Genomic DNA, 15,336 nt, shown 5'->3' with positions numbered 1-15,336 from the left:
CTCTTCGTAAGGACAGGAGCCGAAGCGATGAACTGGATCACCAATTACGTCCGCCCGAAGATCAATTCGATGCTCGGCCGCCGCACCGACATGCCGGAAAACCTGTGGATCAAGGATCCCGAGACCGGCGAAATGGTGTTCCACAAGGATCTGGAGCAGAACCAGTTCGTCATCCCGTCCTCCGGCCACCACATGAAGATATCGGCCAAGGAACGGCTGAAATTCTTCCTCGACGACGGCAAATACGAGACGTTGGAAAACCCCAAGGTCGTGCAGGATCCGCTCAAGTTCCGCGACGAGAAGCGCTACGTCGACCGGCTGAAGGATGCCAAGGCCAAGACCGGCATGGAAGACGCCATCATCAATGCGCTGGGCACGGTCGAAGGACTGCCGGTGGTGGTGACGGTGCAGGATTTTGCCTTCATGGGCGGCTCGCTCGGCATGGCGGCCGGTGACGCCATCGTGCATGGTTTCGAGGTCGCCTTGCAGCGCAAGCGGCCGCTGATCCTGTTTGCAGCCTCCGGCGGTGCCCGTATGCAGGAAGGCATCCTGTCGCTGATGCAGTTGCCGCGGACCACGGTCGGCGTCGACAGGCTGAAGGAAGCCGGCCTGCCCTACATCGTCGTCCTGACCAACCCGACGACCGGCGGCGTCACCGCCTCCTACGCCATGCTGGGTGACGTGCATATTGCTGAGCCCGGCGCCCTGATCGGCTTTGCCGGCCCGCGCGTCATCGAGCAGACCATCCGCGAGAAGCTGCCCGACGGCTTCCAGCGCGCCGAATATCTGATGGAACACGGCATGGTCGACATGGTGGTGTCACGGCTGGAAATGCGCCAGACGATTGCGCGGCTGCTGAGAATGCTGCTCAAGCTGCCGGAAGAGCAAAAACCGCAGCCGGAGATCCTGCCACCGTCGGTGATTCCGGCCGAAGCCCGGCCGCACGCCTGACGCATTCGCCACGAACTGCGATTGCGCGCCGTCCGTGGCGCGCCTAGGATTCGCCATGACCACGCTTGCCGCCGACCGCGAAATCGAAAGCCTGATGGCGCTTCACCCGAAGGGCTTCGACCTTTCGCTCGACCGCATTTCGCGGCTGCTCGAACGCCTCGGCAATCCGCAGGACCAGCTGCCGCCGGTCATCCACATCGCCGGCACCAACGGCAAGGGCTCCTGTGCCGCCTTTTCACGGGCGCTGCTCGAAGCCGCCGGCTACCGCGTCCACGTCCACACCTCGCCACATCTGGTGAACTGGCACGAGCGCTACCGGCTGGCCGATGATGGCGGCGGCAGGCTGGTGGACGACAAGGTCTTCGCCGAAGCCATCGCCCGCGTCGCCAAAGCCAATCAAGGCCAGAAGATCACCGTCTTCGAAATCCTCACCGCCGTCACTTTCCTGCTGTTTTCCGAACATCCGGCCGATGTCGTCATCCTCGAGGTCGGCCTTGGCGGCCGCTTCGACGCCACCAATGTCATCGCCGAGCCGGCCGTGTCGGTGATCATGCCGGTGTCGCTCGACCATGAAGCCTATCTCGGCGACCGCGTCGAGCTGATTGCCGCCGAAAAGGCCGGCATCATCAAGCGCGGATGCCCGGTCGTCATCGGCGCGCAGGAAAGCGAGACGGCGCAGCAGGTGCTCATCGAAACTGCCGAGCGGCTCGACTGCCCCGCCTTCGTCTATGGCCAGGATTTCCTTGCCTATGAGGAAAACGGCCGCATGGTCTATCAGGACGAAGATGGGTTGATGGACCTGCCGCCGCCGCGCCTGCCGGGGCGCCATCAATTCGCCAATGCGGCGGCGGCGATCGCGGCGGTCAAGGCGGCGGGCTTCGAGATCAGCCACCGAGCCGCCGAGAAGGCGATGACGAATGTCGCCTGGCCGGGCCGCATGCAGAAGCTGCCGCAAGGCCGGCTGAGCGAACTGGCGCCGAAGGGCGCCGACATCTGGCTCGACGGCGGCCACAATCCCGGCGCCGGCGTGGTCGTCGCCGAGGCGCTGGCCGAGCAGGAGGAAAAGAACCCGCGGCCCCTGTTCCTGATCTCGGGCATGATCAACACCAAGGACCAGAGCGGCTATTTCCGCGCCTTCAAAGGGCTGGTGCGGCATGTCTACACCGTGCCGGTGAGCCTGAGCGACGCGGGCGTGCCGAACGACGAGCTGGCGACGCGCTGTATCGAGGCCGGTCTGTCGGCCGAACCGGTCAGTTCCGTCGCCAATGCGCTGATGCTGCTGCGCGACACATGGGACGGACCGCCGCCACGCATCCTGATTGGCGGATCGCTTTACCTGGCCGGTGCGGTATTGGCCGAAAACGGCACGCCGCCGGTTTGAGGCGTGCTTCACCCGGACAAGCTTACCGGACCACCGCGAGGAGCCAATCATGATCAAGGTAAAGCAGCTCGCTCACGTTTGCATTTTCGCGAATGACCTGGAGACCACGCGAAGCTTCTATCGGGACGTCCTCGGCATGGACACCCAGTTCAATTTCCTGCGCGAGGGGAAGATTTTCGGCTTCTACCTCAATTGTGGCAGCCGTAGCCATGTCGAGGTGTTCCAGAAAGACGGCGCCAGCTATAGCGACTTGAACCAGATCAACCACTTCTGCCTCGAAGTGGAAAACATCGACGCCGCGATCGCCCATCTGAGGTCAAAGGGGGTTGATGTCACCTCAAAGAAACGCGCGTGCGATGACACCTACCAGGCTTGGATCCGCGACCCCAACGGCGTGAAGATAGAACTGTTCGAATACACTGAGAAAAGCGCACAATTCGTCGGCGGTGATCGTATCGCGGATTGGTAATCGCACGGCGCCGGACAATTGTAGCGGCGCAGCCGATGGTTGGTGGACTATTTCAGCTCGACCTCGATGAAGGCGAATTCGCCATCGTTTGCGCTGATGACGTCATGTTCGACGCCCTCATTGCGGAAATACGGCGCGCCCTTCTTCATGTCGGCGAAGGATTCCCCATCCTTGGTCAGGAGCTTCACCTTGCCGTCGGTCAGCGGCACGATCACATAGTCGTGGCCATGGCGGTGCCAGCCGGTGTTGTCTCCCGGGGCGAAGCGGTATTCGGTGACGATGACGCGCTCATTGTCGATGAAGACGGTGGCCTTGGCGGATCCGGTCATATCGCTTCTCCTTTGTATTCAGAAGAGAAGAATACTGGGCAGCAAGCCGCGAGTGCCAGAGCGGCCCACCAATGACGCCAGCAAAAGAAAGCCCGGCGCAAGATCGGGCTTTCTGCAAAAAATTTGATCGGATCAGGCGAGGCTGCCGTTAATCCAGTGCGACAATGCCGTTTTCGGCGCGGCACCGACCTTCATGTCGGCGACTTCGCCGCCCTTGAAGATCATCAGCGTCGGGATCGAGCGCACGCCGAACTGCGCGGCCAGCTCAGGATTTTCGTCGATGTTGAGCTTGGCGATCTTTATCTTGCTGCCGAGTTCGATGGCGATGTCCTCGAGCGCCGGGGCGATCATCTTGCACGGGCCGCACCATTCCGCCCAGAAATCGACCACTACCGGCTCCTTGGCGTTGAGCACGTCGGCCTGGAAATTGCTCTTGTCGACCTTGACGGTGGCCATGCTGAGATCCTTTCGATTTGTTCGTCGCACCAAATGTGGTGGTGATCGCATCCGTGTTCAAGCAAGTGTTGTGTCACGCTCCCGTGAGTCTAGCAAGCGCGTCGTCCATGGCCCCTGCCGGCAGCTCGATCAGCCGCGGCGCCTCGGTAAACAGCAGCGCCGCCGAGACCTCGCGTCCCTGATAGAGCGGCTGAAGCAGCGCGCGATAGAGTCCGAGCTGCAGAACATAGGCTTGTGGCACTTCGGCGAGCGTAGCCGGCGCTGGCCGATTGGTCTTGTAGTCGACGATCGAAACCTTGTCCGGCGTTACTGCCAGCCGGTCGATCTTGCCGGAAATCGAGCGCAGTTTGCCCCTCACCTCCAGGCTGCCCATGATGGCAACTTCGGCGCGCGAATTTGGCGCAAACAGCGGCGCAAAGCGGCTGTCGGCAAGAATTCTGAAAACGCCAGCCAAGGCCTTGTCGCGCTCGTCGTCGGGCCATGCCGCGCCGGCTCTTGCCAGATAGCGTTCGGCGGCATCCCGGCGTTCGCCCTCGGCGATGCCGGGCAGCATCTGCAACAATTTGTGCAGCGCCAGCCCGCGTATGACGGCAAAGCCGGGCTCGGCGTCGGCATCCAGCACCGGCGAACGCGTGTCGGCCACCGCTTGCCGCGCCTCGTCGATCAGCACCGAGGCGCCGGACGGCGACAGCGGCCGCGGCAATTCCTTGAAGGGCGGCAGAGGCTGGAACAGGGTCTCCGGCAATGGCGCAAAGCGTTCCGCCTGTCGTGCCTCATCCACTGACGCCTGCGGCATCGGCGGCAGCTTCGTCACCTGAAAACGATGCACGGTCTCGCCAGTGGCGGGATGCCGGCGTTCTTCGCTCTCCGCGGCACCGACCAGTGCTCGGCTGACGATCGAATGCCAGGTGCCGGTATTCGGCGCCCGTTTGCCATGGTAGCCGCAGATGATCAGCCGATCCTCGGCGCGGGTCATGCCGACATAGAGCAGCCGGCGATATTCATCGTCAGCGAGTTCGCGAGCGCGGGCCGATGCGGCGCGTGAAAATCCATTGGCGACATCGCTGGCCGAGCGCCAGAGATAGCCCTTGCCCTGCCAGCAGTCGCCCGAGCCTTCGAACGGCATCAATCTTGGCAGGTGCTGGTCGCTGAACGGCGCCGAGCCGCCATCGACAAGGAATACCACCGGCGCTTCGAGGCCTTTGGCGGCATGCACGGTCATGACGCGAACCTCGTCGCGGGTCTGGTCCATCTCGCGCTTGATCTCGGGGCCGGCGTTTTCCAACGTCGACAGGAAGGATTCCAGTCCCGGCAGGCCGGTCCGTTCCTCGGCCAGGCAGAAATTCAGGAGTTCGTCGAGAATGTCGCCGGCCTCCGGCCCGAGCCGCGCGATCATCTTCTTGCGCAGACCGTCGCGGGCGAGGGCCGCGGCATAGAATTCGAATACCGGCTTGAATGCGGCCTCGTTCGACCATGTGTCGAGCCGGCTGACGACGGCGTCCAACGCCTCGCTTTCGCCGGCATGCCGGCGCAGCGAGGCGATCAGCGAGACGCCCGACGGCCTCTCGGCAGCAAGCGCGAAAAGCTGCTCTTCCGAGACATCGAAGATCGGGCTGCGCAGCACGGCGGCCAGCGACAGATCGTCCTCGGGCTGGATGAGAAAATGGCCGAGTGCGATCAGGTCCTTCACCGCGATGTGGCCGGGCAGGCTGAGCCGGTCGGCGCCGGCCACCGGAATGTCGCGGCGCTTCAGCGCCCGCGTCAGCGCATGGACGAAGCGGTCGCGCTTGCGCACCAGCACCAGCACGTCGCCGGGCTGGATTTTCTTGCCACGCCCTTCGATCACCTCGCCGCCGCCGATCCAGCGGGCAATGGTCGCTGCGACGTTTTCAGCGACGCGGACTGCCGGCGCGTGAGCATGGTCGACCGCTTGCGTCCAATCGTCCGGTTCGTCGACGACGTCGGCGCCGATCGACGGCCAGACCTCGACATAACCCGGCGCATCGTTGCGGATCGCCTTGTGGTCGAGCGGATCGGGATCGTGACTGATGCCGCGCCGCACGTTCGGGTCGGCAAAGACACGATCCACCGCGGCAAGAACATCTTCGGTCGACCGGAACGACCAGGTCAGCTTGAGATCGGCGAAGGCGGCGTCGGCGGATCTGACTCTGCCGGCAAACAAAAGCCGACTGTCGGCAAAGGAATCCGGGGCGGCTCCCTGGAAGGAATAGATCGACTGCTTTTCGTCGCCGACCGCAAAGATAGTGCGGTGGACGGCGTCGCGTGCGCCGAGCCCGGCAAAGAACTCCTCCGCCAGCCGCTTGACCACCTCCCACTGGTCGGGACTGGTGTCCTGCGCCTCGTCGAGGAGGATGTGGTCGATGCCCTGGTCGAGCTTGTACTGCACCCATGGGCCGGCGTCGGGCCGCGCCAGTAGATTGACCGTGCGGGTGATCAGGTCGTTGAAGTCGAGGAAGCCGCGGGCGCGCTTCAATTGTTCGTAGCGGGCGATCAGCCAGTCGGCGATGGTCAGCGCCGCACGCGTGCCTTCCAGCATCCTGAACAAGGCCAGCCGGTCGGAGATTTCGAGAATGGCGTCGACCGCCGCCAGATAACGTTCGGCAAGATCGGGCAGCCGGCCAAGCAATGCCTTCTTGAACGTCTTGGCCGGATCATAAGGCGCGCCGTCGGCCCTCAGGAAGGCCTTGGAGAGCAAATTCAGGCGACGGACCGGATCCTCCTCGGCGAAGGCAAGGCGGGCGTATGGCAGCAGATTGTTCAGCACGATGCGCGCATCGGCGGCCTCGGCCGCCCGTGAAAAGGTGACGAGATAATCCGGCAGGAAGCCGGGCAGCGGCCAGACGGCGGCGGCTATGCCTTCGGCGCTCTGGCCGGCGCGGAACTGAAACTCGTCGAACAGCGCCTGAAAACCATCGCCGCCGGCTGCGGCGATGAAGGCGCGCAAACCGTCTCGCTTGCGCACGATCTCGGCCAGCAGTGCGTCGAGCCCATGTTCGCCGCCGCGCTCCAGCACGGTGGCGAAAGCCTCGGCCAGCGCCGTATCGCCTGCAACGCCGCCCGAAATCATATCGCGACGGGCGGCGGCGAACAGCGAAGCCTCCATCTGTGGATCGAGCATTTCGAAATGCGCCGGGATATTGGCTTCCAGCGGGAACTGATGCAGCACCGATTCGCAGAAGGCGTGGATGGTCTGGATCTTCAGCCCGCCCGGTGTTTCCAGCGCCTCCGCAAACAACCGCCGCGCCCGGCGCATGGTTTCGCGGTCGGGCTGGCGGCCGTCCAGCGCCTCTATCCGTGTCGAGAGCTCGGCATCGCCCAAGGCCGTCCATTGCGACAGGGTCGAAAACACCCGGTTCGACATGTTGGCGGCGGCGGCACGCGTATAGGTCAGGCACAGGATCTTGGACGGATCGGTGCCGCGCAGCAAAAGTCGGATGACGCGCTGGGCGAGTACATGGGTCTTGCCCGATCCGGCATTGGCCGACACCCAGGCGGAATTGCGTGGGTCGGAGGCGCTTGCCTGACTGGCGGCAGTGTCGCTTGGAATGGGGTAGGCCTTTTTCATGCCTCCCCTCCCTCGTCGTCGGCATCGCCGCCGGCCGACCATTCGAGCACGCGGGCGAGATGGTCGTAGTCGCCGTCGGTCTCGCCCTCACGGAACGGCAGCGCCCGCGATAGATAGCCGGTCGCCGGGTCGGCGTAGTGGATCAGCAGTTTTTCCAGCCGCGCCCAAGCTTCTTCGGCAAGATCGGCGGCGGTTCGCGGCTTGCGGTTGTATTCGAGGATGGATTCCTCGAACACCTCGCCGTTCGGCTTCAGCCGCACGAAGGCCAGTTGCGACGGCTCGCATGCGCCAACCTCATTGAAGGCGCCGCGACGCAGCAGCGCGCCCTCCAGCGCCAGTTGCGGCGCGAGCAGCGTGTGCGCCTGCGCCTTGGATGGCGACGAGCCGGTCTTATAGTCAAGGATGTCGGCCATGCCGCCGGCCAGCAGATCGATGCGATCGGCATAGCCGGACAGGGTCACGCCGGATAGGCCGACACCGGTCTTTTCGGCGCGTTCCTCGGCGTGCCGCCGTGCCACGGCTGCGGCCCGGCCGCGCTCCCATTCGATGATGCCGGCGGCAAGCTTTTCGAAGCGCGGCCACCATACCGCCTCGACATCGGCGGGCAGGGCAGCCTCGGCAAAGCAGGAGCGGCCTGCGGCGATGAGCCCGTCCAGCGCCTCCGGCGCGCGCGGGTCGGCCACCGTCCGCGAGAACAAGTGCAGAATGGCGTGGAACAGCGTGCCGCGCTCGGCAGCGCCCGGATCGCGAATGACCGGATCGAGCGGCATCAGACCGAGTATCCTTCTGGCATAGACCGCATAGGGATCGCGACGTAGCGTTTCGATCTCGGTGACCGAGAAGTGGTGCGGCCTGGCAGTGAGCGGCGGTTTCGGCTGCGGCCGCGGCGCAAAGTCCTGCTTTTCGCCGGCATCGAGCGCACGCGTCCAGGCAAGCAGTTCATCGCCGCGCCGGCGAAGTGCCGCGGCATGATCCTCGCCGACGAAGGTAAGGATACGCTGCAGCCAGCGCGAGGGCACCGAGGGTGCGTCGCCGGAACGGGCGGAGCGGGCCAGCACCACTTTTTTGGCGCCCATGGCCATCTGGAAATCATGTGCGGCAAGGCCGATGCGCCGTTCCGGCGGCTCGAGATCGATGCCGGTCTTCATCAGCCGCGACATGAAGCGGTCACTCTCCGGCTTGCGCGGCCACACGCCTTCGTTGAGCCCGCCGACGACCAGCGTATCGACGTCCTGAAGCCGCGCTTCCAGCACACCCCAGATGGCGATGTTCCTGTCGGTGCCCTGCGCTGGCTTGACCGTCTCGGGCGCGATCAGCGCCTCCATCACGTCAGGCCATTCGTCAGCCGCGAAGGAGAACGACACCGAGGCCGCGACCAGCCCGCGCAAGAGCTCGGCGAGCTTTTCGCCGGCATCGCCGGCATAGAGTTCGCTCAGGCCTCCGTCAGCAGCGCGGCCGAGACTTTCGAGCGCAACGACGCCGGCACGCACAAGCGTTGCAAGATCGGCATTCTCCTCGCCGCGAAAGGCAACCAGCGGCGCCAGCGCAGCCGTTAGCCGGATCAGCAGATCGCGCGCCTGTTCGATGCGCCTGACCGAGAGCCGCGATCGCCAGAAGGGTGGGCGGCGATTGCCGCCGCCGTCGAATTCGAGGAGCCGGGTGTCGAAGAGCTGCGGCAGCGACGCCACGTCCGGGCGACCGGTGCCGGCGCGGAGCGCCACGAGTTCGACGATCTCGGCCGCATGGCGCACGCTTGCCCGCTCCAGGCCGAGGCCAAGCAGGGGATGCTTGAGCAGCGACAGCAGGGCGACGGGGTCGCCCGGGCGGAAGGCTGCCTGAAGCGCCAGCCTGAGCAGGCTGGCGGCTGGCGCGTTGATGAGCGGCGTGCCGCCGGAATCGTCGGCGGCAACGCCGAAGCGCAACAGCTCGACCGAGACGCGCCGCGCCAGTGCGCGGTCGCCGGTGACGAGCGCGGCGCGCTGGCCGGGCTGTTCGACGGCCTGTTTGAGCGCGACGGCGATCGCCACGGCTTCGTCGCGTTCGCTGGCGGCTTCGAGAAGCGTCACATCGGCGAAGGCCTCGGCAATATCGCCGGCCGTAAAGCGGGCGCGCGTCTGCGCCCACAGCTCGGTGGTCTCCGCCGGGCGCAGCGCTTCGCCGACGAGTGCGGCGCGCAGTGCAAGCGGCCGCGGCGCAGCAGCAAGCTCTTCGACCTCGGCGCGCGGCACGCCGATCTTGCCGATCAACTTTGCCAGGCCGTATTGCGGGTGGCCAAGCAGGGCCGGGCGTGCGCCCGGTGTGGTGATCGCGGCAAAGGACGGCTCGTCCAGCGCCCGGTCGAGGCCGGGCAGCACAACGGCGCCATTGGGCAGGCCGGCGATCACGGCAAGCAGCTCGGCCGTGGCGGGGATGGAGCCGGTGGAGCCGGCGGCGATCACCGGTCCGGCCGGCGGATTACGCTTCAGCCGCGCCGCCTCCAGCGTTATCAGGGCATTGCGATGCGCGGCCGGATTGGAGCGATGGCGTTCCTCGAGCAGCTTCGGCCAGTTCTCGGTGACGATGGTCAGGAAATCGAGCGTCACCTGCCACCAGCCCGCCAGGTTGCCGGTCACAAGGTCGGCGAGCCTTGCCCAATCCGTGCCCTCGGTCTCGATCTCGTCCATCAGCCGCGCAAGGTCGCGCGCCAGCCAGATGGCGTCGGCGGCGGAGGCCGGGATGACGATCTCCTCGTCGAACAATGCCGCGACATGTGCCGGCAGGCGGCGTTTCCACGCCCGCACCAGCGGCGCAAGCAGCAGAAGACGCTCTATCGCGGCGATCGGCGGCGCAAGGTCGATGGCGGCCGAAGCTCCCGCCTCGAAGGCGGCTTCATCTTCGTCGAACTCGCCAAGCGGGCGGATGACCGGCAGGATCGCCGAGCGGCTTCCGGAGCGCGAGAGAGCATCGACGAAGACGCCGCGAAGCGCCCGCGCCGCACGGCGCGTCGGCACATAGATGGTGAGATCGGCCAGCACCAGCGGGTCGCCGTCATAAGCAAAGCCGGGAACCAGGTGCCCTGCAAGCAGCGCCTCGGCCAGCGTCGGCAGGAACGGCGCTCCGGGCGGGATCGAGAAAACGCGGCGGGAGCCGCTCATTTCGACTCGGTAAGCGCGCCGGGTGCCTCAGCAAGAGCATCGGGCGTGCCGGCAAGCGCAGCGGCGACCGCTGCTTCCGCCCGCGGGATCGCGTCGGGTGTACCGACAGTGATCCAGTGACCCTGCATCGCCATGCCGAACAGGCGGCCGGCGGCGATTGCCGCATCGAAATAGGTGTTGAGCGACAGCGGGCCGGCCGGCGCATCCTTAAAGATGCGCGGATGAACGATTGCGGCGCCGGCATAGATCAAGCCGCCCGGATCGTTGTTCGCCCGCCGCAAGGCGCCGTCCGGCGCCATCAGGAAATCGGTGCCGCCGCTATGTCCGGTGGCTGACTGGAGATCTGCAAGCATCAGCAGAATGTCCATTGTCGCGCCCTCCCATGCAAGGGCAAGTCGCCTGAGATTGGAAACCCCGCTGTCGATCCAGAAGGTGTCGGCGTTGAGCACATAGAAGGGCGCCCCTAAGCTGGGCAGTGCCTTGACGATACCGCCGGCTGAGTCGAGCAAGCCCCAACTCTCATCCGAGATGACGATTGTCGGCGCATTGCGGCGGGCTACATGGTCCACGATCTGTTGTGGCAGGTAATGGACGTTGACGACGGCCTTGGCGACACCGGCTTCGGCCAGGCTGTCCAGCCCCCAGTCGAGCAATGTCTTGCCGGCGATCTTGACCAGCGGCTTCGGCATGGTGTCGGTGATCGGGCGCATGCGCTTGCCGAGCCCGGCGGCGAGCACCATGGCGGTCGTTGGCATCGGTCCCTCGTCCGACACCTCCAGGCCCAAATCCTTAGCCGTCAAATCGAGCGTTCCTCCAGCAGGCCGTGAGCGATGTAGAAATCCTGCAGCCCGGCCAGCGCCGGATGCGCCAGCGCCCGGCGAAGATAGTCGCGGATACGCGGCAGATGCTTCACATAATAAGGCTTGCCGTCGCGTTTTTCGAGCCGCACGAAAATGCCGAGGATCTTGGAATTGCGCTGTGCGGCCATGATTGCATAGGTTTCGCGGAATTCGTTCTCGTCGAAAGCACCGGCGGCGCGGCGCGCGGCGATGTAGGCGGCGAGCGTGTGCCTTTCGATTTCGGGTGAGATGGTGACGCGCGCGTCCATGGCGAGCGAGGCGACGTCGTAGGCTGACGGCCCGATCAGCGCGTCCTGGACATCGACGACTCCGAGGCGGTCGTGACCGGAACGGTCAGCGCGCCAGATCAGGTTGGGCGAATGGAAGTCGCGCAGCATCAGCGTGTATTCGCGCCCCTCAAGCCGATCGAGCACCGCATTCCATTCGCTGCGATAACCGGCGCGCAGCACCTCGCTTGGCGGATCGCCTGATATCACTGGGACATACCAGTCGACCAGCAATTCGGCCTCGATCATCATGGCGTCGCGGTCGAAAGGCGGCACCTCGTGGAAGACGCCGGGGCCGGCCTGCATGCGGGCCGGCCATGTTTTGCCGTGCATCATGGCAAGCAGTTCGGCCGCCGCCGCATAACGCGCGACCACCGGCTGGCCGCGCTTGTCGAGAAATCCTTGGGAACCGAGATGCTCCAGCAGGAGAAAACCCTGGTCGAGGTCCTGGGCATGGATTTCGGGGACGCTGACGCCGCCGGCCCGCAAGGCCCGGTCGATGGCGACGAACGCCGAAACGGATTGCGCGGTGTGGGCGATCTCGGCATAGGGTTTGCCGTCGCGGACCGGCGGTCCGAGCACCAGCCTTGGCGAGTTCATCAGCACGCGCGGCGGAAATCCGGCGAGCGTGACGATCTCGTAGGAGCGAGCCGAGGCATCGCCGATGAAATATCGCCGCTGCGCTTCGCCCCAACCGGCCTGGCCGAGAAAATCGCGCATCGCCAGCGATCGCGCCGCGCGTTCGAAGGCGGCGCCCTCTCCCGACAGTCTCGCCAGTCGGCCGTCGCCCTGCTGGAGAAGTTCGACCAGCACCGAGGTTTTCGGCAAATATGCCTCTGCCCGCTCCGGCCATTCGACCAGCGCAGCGCCTTGCGTCAGCGCCTCGTCGAAGCCCAGTTCGTCCAGCTCGGATGCCGTGCCCAAGCGGTAGAGATCGAAATGATGGACCGGCACGCGCGTGTCGTAGCTCTGGACCAGCGTGAAGGTCGGGCTCGGCACGTCGAGGCCGGCATCGTCGGCCAGTGCCCTGAGCAGCGCCCGTGCCAAGCTCGATTTGCCGGCGCCGAGATCGCCCCTGAGAGCGAGCACGTCGCCAATGCGCAGCGACATGGCGAGGTCCTCACCAAGCCTTGCTGTCGCAGCCTCGTCGGCGAGAAAACGCTCCAGCACCAATACCGCCATCGAACGCGCTACTCGGCCGCCGCGCGGATGCCGGACGGCGTGTCGGGAAAGGCGCAAACAACCGTGGTGCCCTTATCCCTGCCGGTCTCGATGCGGACGCTGCCGCCGTGGAGTTCGACAAAGCTCTTGACGATCGACAGTCCGAGCCCGGCGCCACGGCGGCGGCCGCCATTGGTGCGCGGTTCAAAGCGCCGGAACACTGAGTCAAGCAGGTCCGGCGGCATGCCGGGACCGTCATCGTGAACGGAAAATTCCACGCCGTCGGCAAGTTGGCGGCAGGCGAGCGTTATGGTGCTCGCCTCCGGCGCGTAGTTGGCGGCATTGCTGAGCAGATTGTAGAGGATCTGGCGGACCCGGATTTCGTCGCCGTGGAAGGTTTTCGGTGCGGCCGCCGCGTCGACCCTAAGCTTGATCGCATGTTCCTCCAGCCGGTCGGCGACCAGTTCGGCGGCGGCCGTAATGGTTCGATCGATGTGAACTTCGGAAATGTCGAGTTCCATGATGCCGGCATCCACCGTCGCCAGATCGAGGATGTCGTTGACGATGGTGAGCAGGACCGAGGAGGACGAGCCGACATGCCCGATATATTCGCGTTGCTTCTGGTTCAGCGGACCAGTCGACGGCAGTGAAAGAAGCTCGGTAAAGCCGATGATGTTGGTGAGCGGCGAGCGCAGCTCATAGGAGACGTGCTGCACGAATTCGTTCTTGATCTGGTCGGACTTTTGCAGCGCCTCATTCTTGTCCTTCAGCGCCCGCTCGACATTGACGCTGTCGGTAACGTCGACGAAGGTCATCATCACCTGGCCGTTGGGCAAAGGGATGACGGCGTAGCGCAAAACGGTGCCGTTGTTCAATTCGGTCTGGCCGTGGCGGTCGCGGCGCTCGTCGTCGAAGCCGGTGATGGCGGCAACGAACCCACCCCACGGACTGTCGACGGCACGGCGGTCGCACAGGTCGCGGATCGTCGAGACATGAACGTTGGGTTTTGAGGCATCGGCATCCAGCCCCCACAATGCCGCAAAGGCCGGGTTCGACAATCTCAGCCTGCCGTCGGGGCCGAAGACAGCGACGCCTTCGGCGAGGTTGTCGAGCGTCTCGCCCTGGACCCGCACGGCGGTCTGGTAGCGGCTTTCAAGGTCCATCTTCTCGGTCAGATTCTCGAACACCCAGGTGACGCCGCCCTTGGGCTGCGGATTGGCGACGACGCGAATGGTCTTGCCGTCCGGCAGATGCCACCAATGCTCCTGCGATTCAACCGCGCGGTAAGCGCCGAGCAAACCCTCTTTCCAGCGCCGCCATTCGGGCTGCTCGGCGATCTTGCCTTCGCTGCGCAGGCGATCGAGCAGCAAGGCGTTATCCGGCGCACTGTGCAGGAAGCCACTGTCGAGGCCCCATAGTTTCTGGAACGCCTGATTGAAAAACCGCAATTTCTCGTCGGTATCGAAGATCGCCACGGCGGTGTTGAGCTGATCGAGCGTATCGGCGTGGCTCTGCACGGTCCGCTCATATTCGGCGCGAATGGCCTCGATAGCGCTGATGTCGCAGGCAAGACCAGCCGAACCATCCGCCCCGGCAAAATCGGTCACGGCAAACACACGGCGGTCGCCTTCGATGACCGTGGAGAGTGTCTGTTCGAAGACGGGGTGCGACTTGTGTTGCGCAGCGATCGTGTCGCGCGCCTGGCCGCCGAGGAATTCCTTGCCGTCACGGACCGCCGCTTCGGCATTCTCGACCTCGACCGCTTCGGCATAGGCCCGGTTGACCCATTTCAGCCGCCCGTCGACGGTGCGCAGCCATGATGGCATCTTGAGCGCATCCAGAAGGCCGATCAGCGTCTCATGGTCGGCGGCTAAGCGCTGGTTCTCGATCTTCAGCCTGGCCTGGCTTCGCTGTGTCTCCGAAAGCGAGACGAAGCGAACCAGCACATGCGCCGCACTCTTGCGGCCGTGAACCTCGAGCGGCTGGCCGGCCTGCGATTCGATGACCAGATCGAACGGCTTTGCCTTGTCGCGCAGCGCCGCGACGGCATGTTCGAGTGCGGCCGCCGAACGCGGCATCAGCCAGCGGCCGAAAGCCAGGAAGGCGGCCCGGTCCTCCGGCGCGCCGCTTTCGATCGGCAATGTCCCGACAAGCTCAGGTTTCTTGTTCTCGGCCGCCCATACCACCACGCGCTGATCGCGGGAATGGAGCAGCGCCTCCGAGCGCTGCAGCGCTGCATTAACGTCGGCGATGCGGGTCCTGAGCTCGGCATTTTCCGCCGAGGTGCGCGCCCTTTCGCGGATCAGAAAGATGGCCGACAGCAATGCCGCCCCCATGACGCCGACGAACATGGCGAGTTGCATGACCTCGACCGTGCTGACCGACAGCCCGGCCTTTTGCGCCACGCGGGTTTGGGCATGTGCAGCAAAGCCAAGCAGCGGACCAACCAGCGCGGAAGAAGCAAGCAGCACCCCGACACGGCTGCCGGCACGCCATAAAAGGCTGCCGCCTCTGGCAGCGGAGCCCGTGTTCGAATCGCTATAGCCGCCGGAAACGGCCTGTCCCGCGCAAGGCGGGTTATCCCCCGGCATGTCTTGGTCCTCTTCGCCGCCTGAATGCAAGACCGCCCTGATGCGTGCGCCCGGGCCTCGTCCCCGGACCGCGAATCAGCACCATAGCGCTTGCGCGAATCGGCGTGAAGAATCAATCAGCGCAAAAATAAAGCCGGGCGAAAAGTCAATCG

At 65.0% G+C, this 15,336-nt stretch carries 10 protein-coding genes; 3 read left to right on the top strand and 7 right to left on the bottom strand.

Annotated elements, in window-relative coordinates; genetic code table 11:
- Positions 1-27 precede the first annotated feature (27 nt).
- From accD to NKI19_RS15125, 3 genes are read left to right on the top strand one after another with little or no spacing between them, the layout of a single operon-like run.
- On the top strand, positions 28-951 hold the full coding sequence (gene accD, locus NKI19_RS15135; protein WP_352565672.1) for an acetyl-CoA carboxylase, carboxyltransferase subunit beta: 924 nt from the start codon (positions 28-30) through the stop codon (positions 949-951).
- A 55-nt stretch (positions 952-1,006) separates the two neighbouring features.
- Positions 1,007-2,332 (top strand): bifunctional folylpolyglutamate synthase/dihydrofolate synthase, encoded by a 1,326-nt coding sequence (locus NKI19_RS15130; protein ID WP_352490450.1) that lies wholly within the window; start codon positions 1,007-1,009, stop codon positions 2,330-2,332.
- A gap of 49 nt (positions 2,333-2,381) precedes the next feature.
- Positions 2,382-2,801: a VOC family protein gene (locus tag NKI19_RS15125; protein ID WP_352565670.1), complete on the top strand. Its 420-nt coding sequence runs from the start codon at positions 2,382-2,384 to the stop codon at positions 2,799-2,801.
- A gap of 47 nt (positions 2,802-2,848) precedes the next feature.
- Here the strand turns inward: NKI19_RS15125 and NKI19_RS15120 are convergent, their stop codons facing one another.
- The 7 genes from NKI19_RS15120 to NKI19_RS15090 form a co-directional block, all read right to left on the bottom strand.
- Positions 2,849-3,130 (bottom strand): cupin domain-containing protein, encoded by a 282-nt coding sequence (locus NKI19_RS15120; protein ID WP_352490451.1) that lies wholly within the window; start codon positions 3,128-3,130, stop codon positions 2,849-2,851.
- A 132-nt stretch (positions 3,131-3,262) separates the two neighbouring features.
- Positions 3,263-3,586: a thioredoxin gene (trxA, locus tag NKI19_RS15115; RefSeq protein WP_023677558.1), complete on the bottom strand. Its 324-nt coding sequence runs from the start codon at positions 3,584-3,586 to the stop codon at positions 3,263-3,265.
- Between the two features lie 73 nt (positions 3,587-3,659).
- Positions 3,660-7,172: a double-strand break repair helicase AddA gene (gene addA / locus NKI19_RS15110; RefSeq protein WP_352565669.1), complete on the bottom strand. Its 3,513-nt coding sequence runs from the start codon at positions 7,170-7,172 to the stop codon at positions 3,660-3,662.
- The gene (addB, locus tag NKI19_RS15105; protein WP_352565667.1) at positions 7,169-10,306 is read right to left on the bottom strand and encodes a double-strand break repair protein AddB; all 3,138 of its coding nucleotides are present in this window, start codon (positions 10,304-10,306) and stop codon (positions 7,169-7,171) included. Before addB ends, addA begins: the two co-directional genes overlap by 4 nt.
- Complete coding sequence (locus NKI19_RS15100) at positions 10,303-11,061, bottom strand: nucleotidyltransferase family protein (protein ID WP_352490454.1); 759 nt, start codon at positions 11,059-11,061, stop codon at positions 10,303-10,305. Before NKI19_RS15100 ends, addB begins: the two co-directional genes overlap by 4 nt.
- A gap of 41 nt (positions 11,062-11,102) precedes the next feature.
- Positions 11,103-12,614: a tRNA (adenosine(37)-N6)-threonylcarbamoyltransferase complex ATPase subunit type 1 TsaE gene (tsaE, locus tag NKI19_RS15095; RefSeq protein WP_352490455.1), complete on the bottom strand. Its 1,512-nt coding sequence runs from the start codon at positions 12,612-12,614 to the stop codon at positions 11,103-11,105.
- A gap of 8 nt (positions 12,615-12,622) precedes the next feature.
- A complete protein-coding gene (locus NKI19_RS15090) occupies positions 12,623-15,184 on the bottom strand; it encodes a sensor histidine kinase (RefSeq protein WP_352490456.1) in 2,562 nt (853 codons plus the stop codon).
- Positions 15,185-15,336: the final 152 nt, after the last annotated feature.

It is taken from the genome of Mesorhizobium sp. M0751 (assembly GCF_040320265.1).
Lineage (GTDB): Bacteria > Pseudomonadota > Alphaproteobacteria > Rhizobiales > Rhizobiaceae > Mesorhizobium.
This window is presented reverse-complemented; position numbering and strand designations above follow the sequence as displayed.

Bases quoted from the DNA above. Each gene is read 5' to 3' on its own strand.
- accD (WP_352565672.1), top strand. From the start codon at position 28: ATGAACTGGATCACCAATTACGTCCGCCCGAAGATCAATTCGATGCTC.
- NKI19_RS15130 (WP_352490450.1), top strand. From the start codon at position 1,007: ATGACCACGCTTGCCGCCGACCGCGAAATCGAAAGCCTGATGGCGCTT.
- NKI19_RS15125 (WP_352565670.1), top strand. From the start codon at position 2,382: ATGATCAAGGTAAAGCAGCTCGCTCACGTTTGCATTTTCGCGAATGAC.
- NKI19_RS15120 (WP_352490451.1), bottom strand. From the start codon at position 3,130: ATGACCGGATCCGCCAAGGCCACCGTCTTCATCGACAATGAGCGCGTC.
- trxA (WP_023677558.1), bottom strand. From the start codon at position 3,586: ATGGCCACCGTCAAGGTCGACAAGAGCAATTTCCAGGCCGACGTGCTC.
- addA (WP_352565669.1), bottom strand. From the start codon at position 7,172: ATGAAAAAGGCCTACCCCATTCCAAGCGACACTGCCGCCAGTCAGGCA.
- addB (WP_352565667.1), bottom strand. From the start codon at position 10,306: ATGAGCGGCTCCCGCCGCGTTTTCTCGATCCCGCCCGGAGCGCCGTTC.
- NKI19_RS15100 (WP_352490454.1), bottom strand. From the start codon at position 11,061: ATGCCAACGACCGCCATGGTGCTCGCCGCCGGGCTCGGCAAGCGCATG.
- tsaE (WP_352490455.1), bottom strand. From the start codon at position 12,614: ATGGCGGTATTGGTGCTGGAGCGTTTTCTCGCCGACGAGGCTGCGACA.
- NKI19_RS15090 (WP_352490456.1), bottom strand. From the start codon at position 15,184: ATGCCGGGGGATAACCCGCCTTGCGCGGGACAGGCCGTTTCCGGCGGC.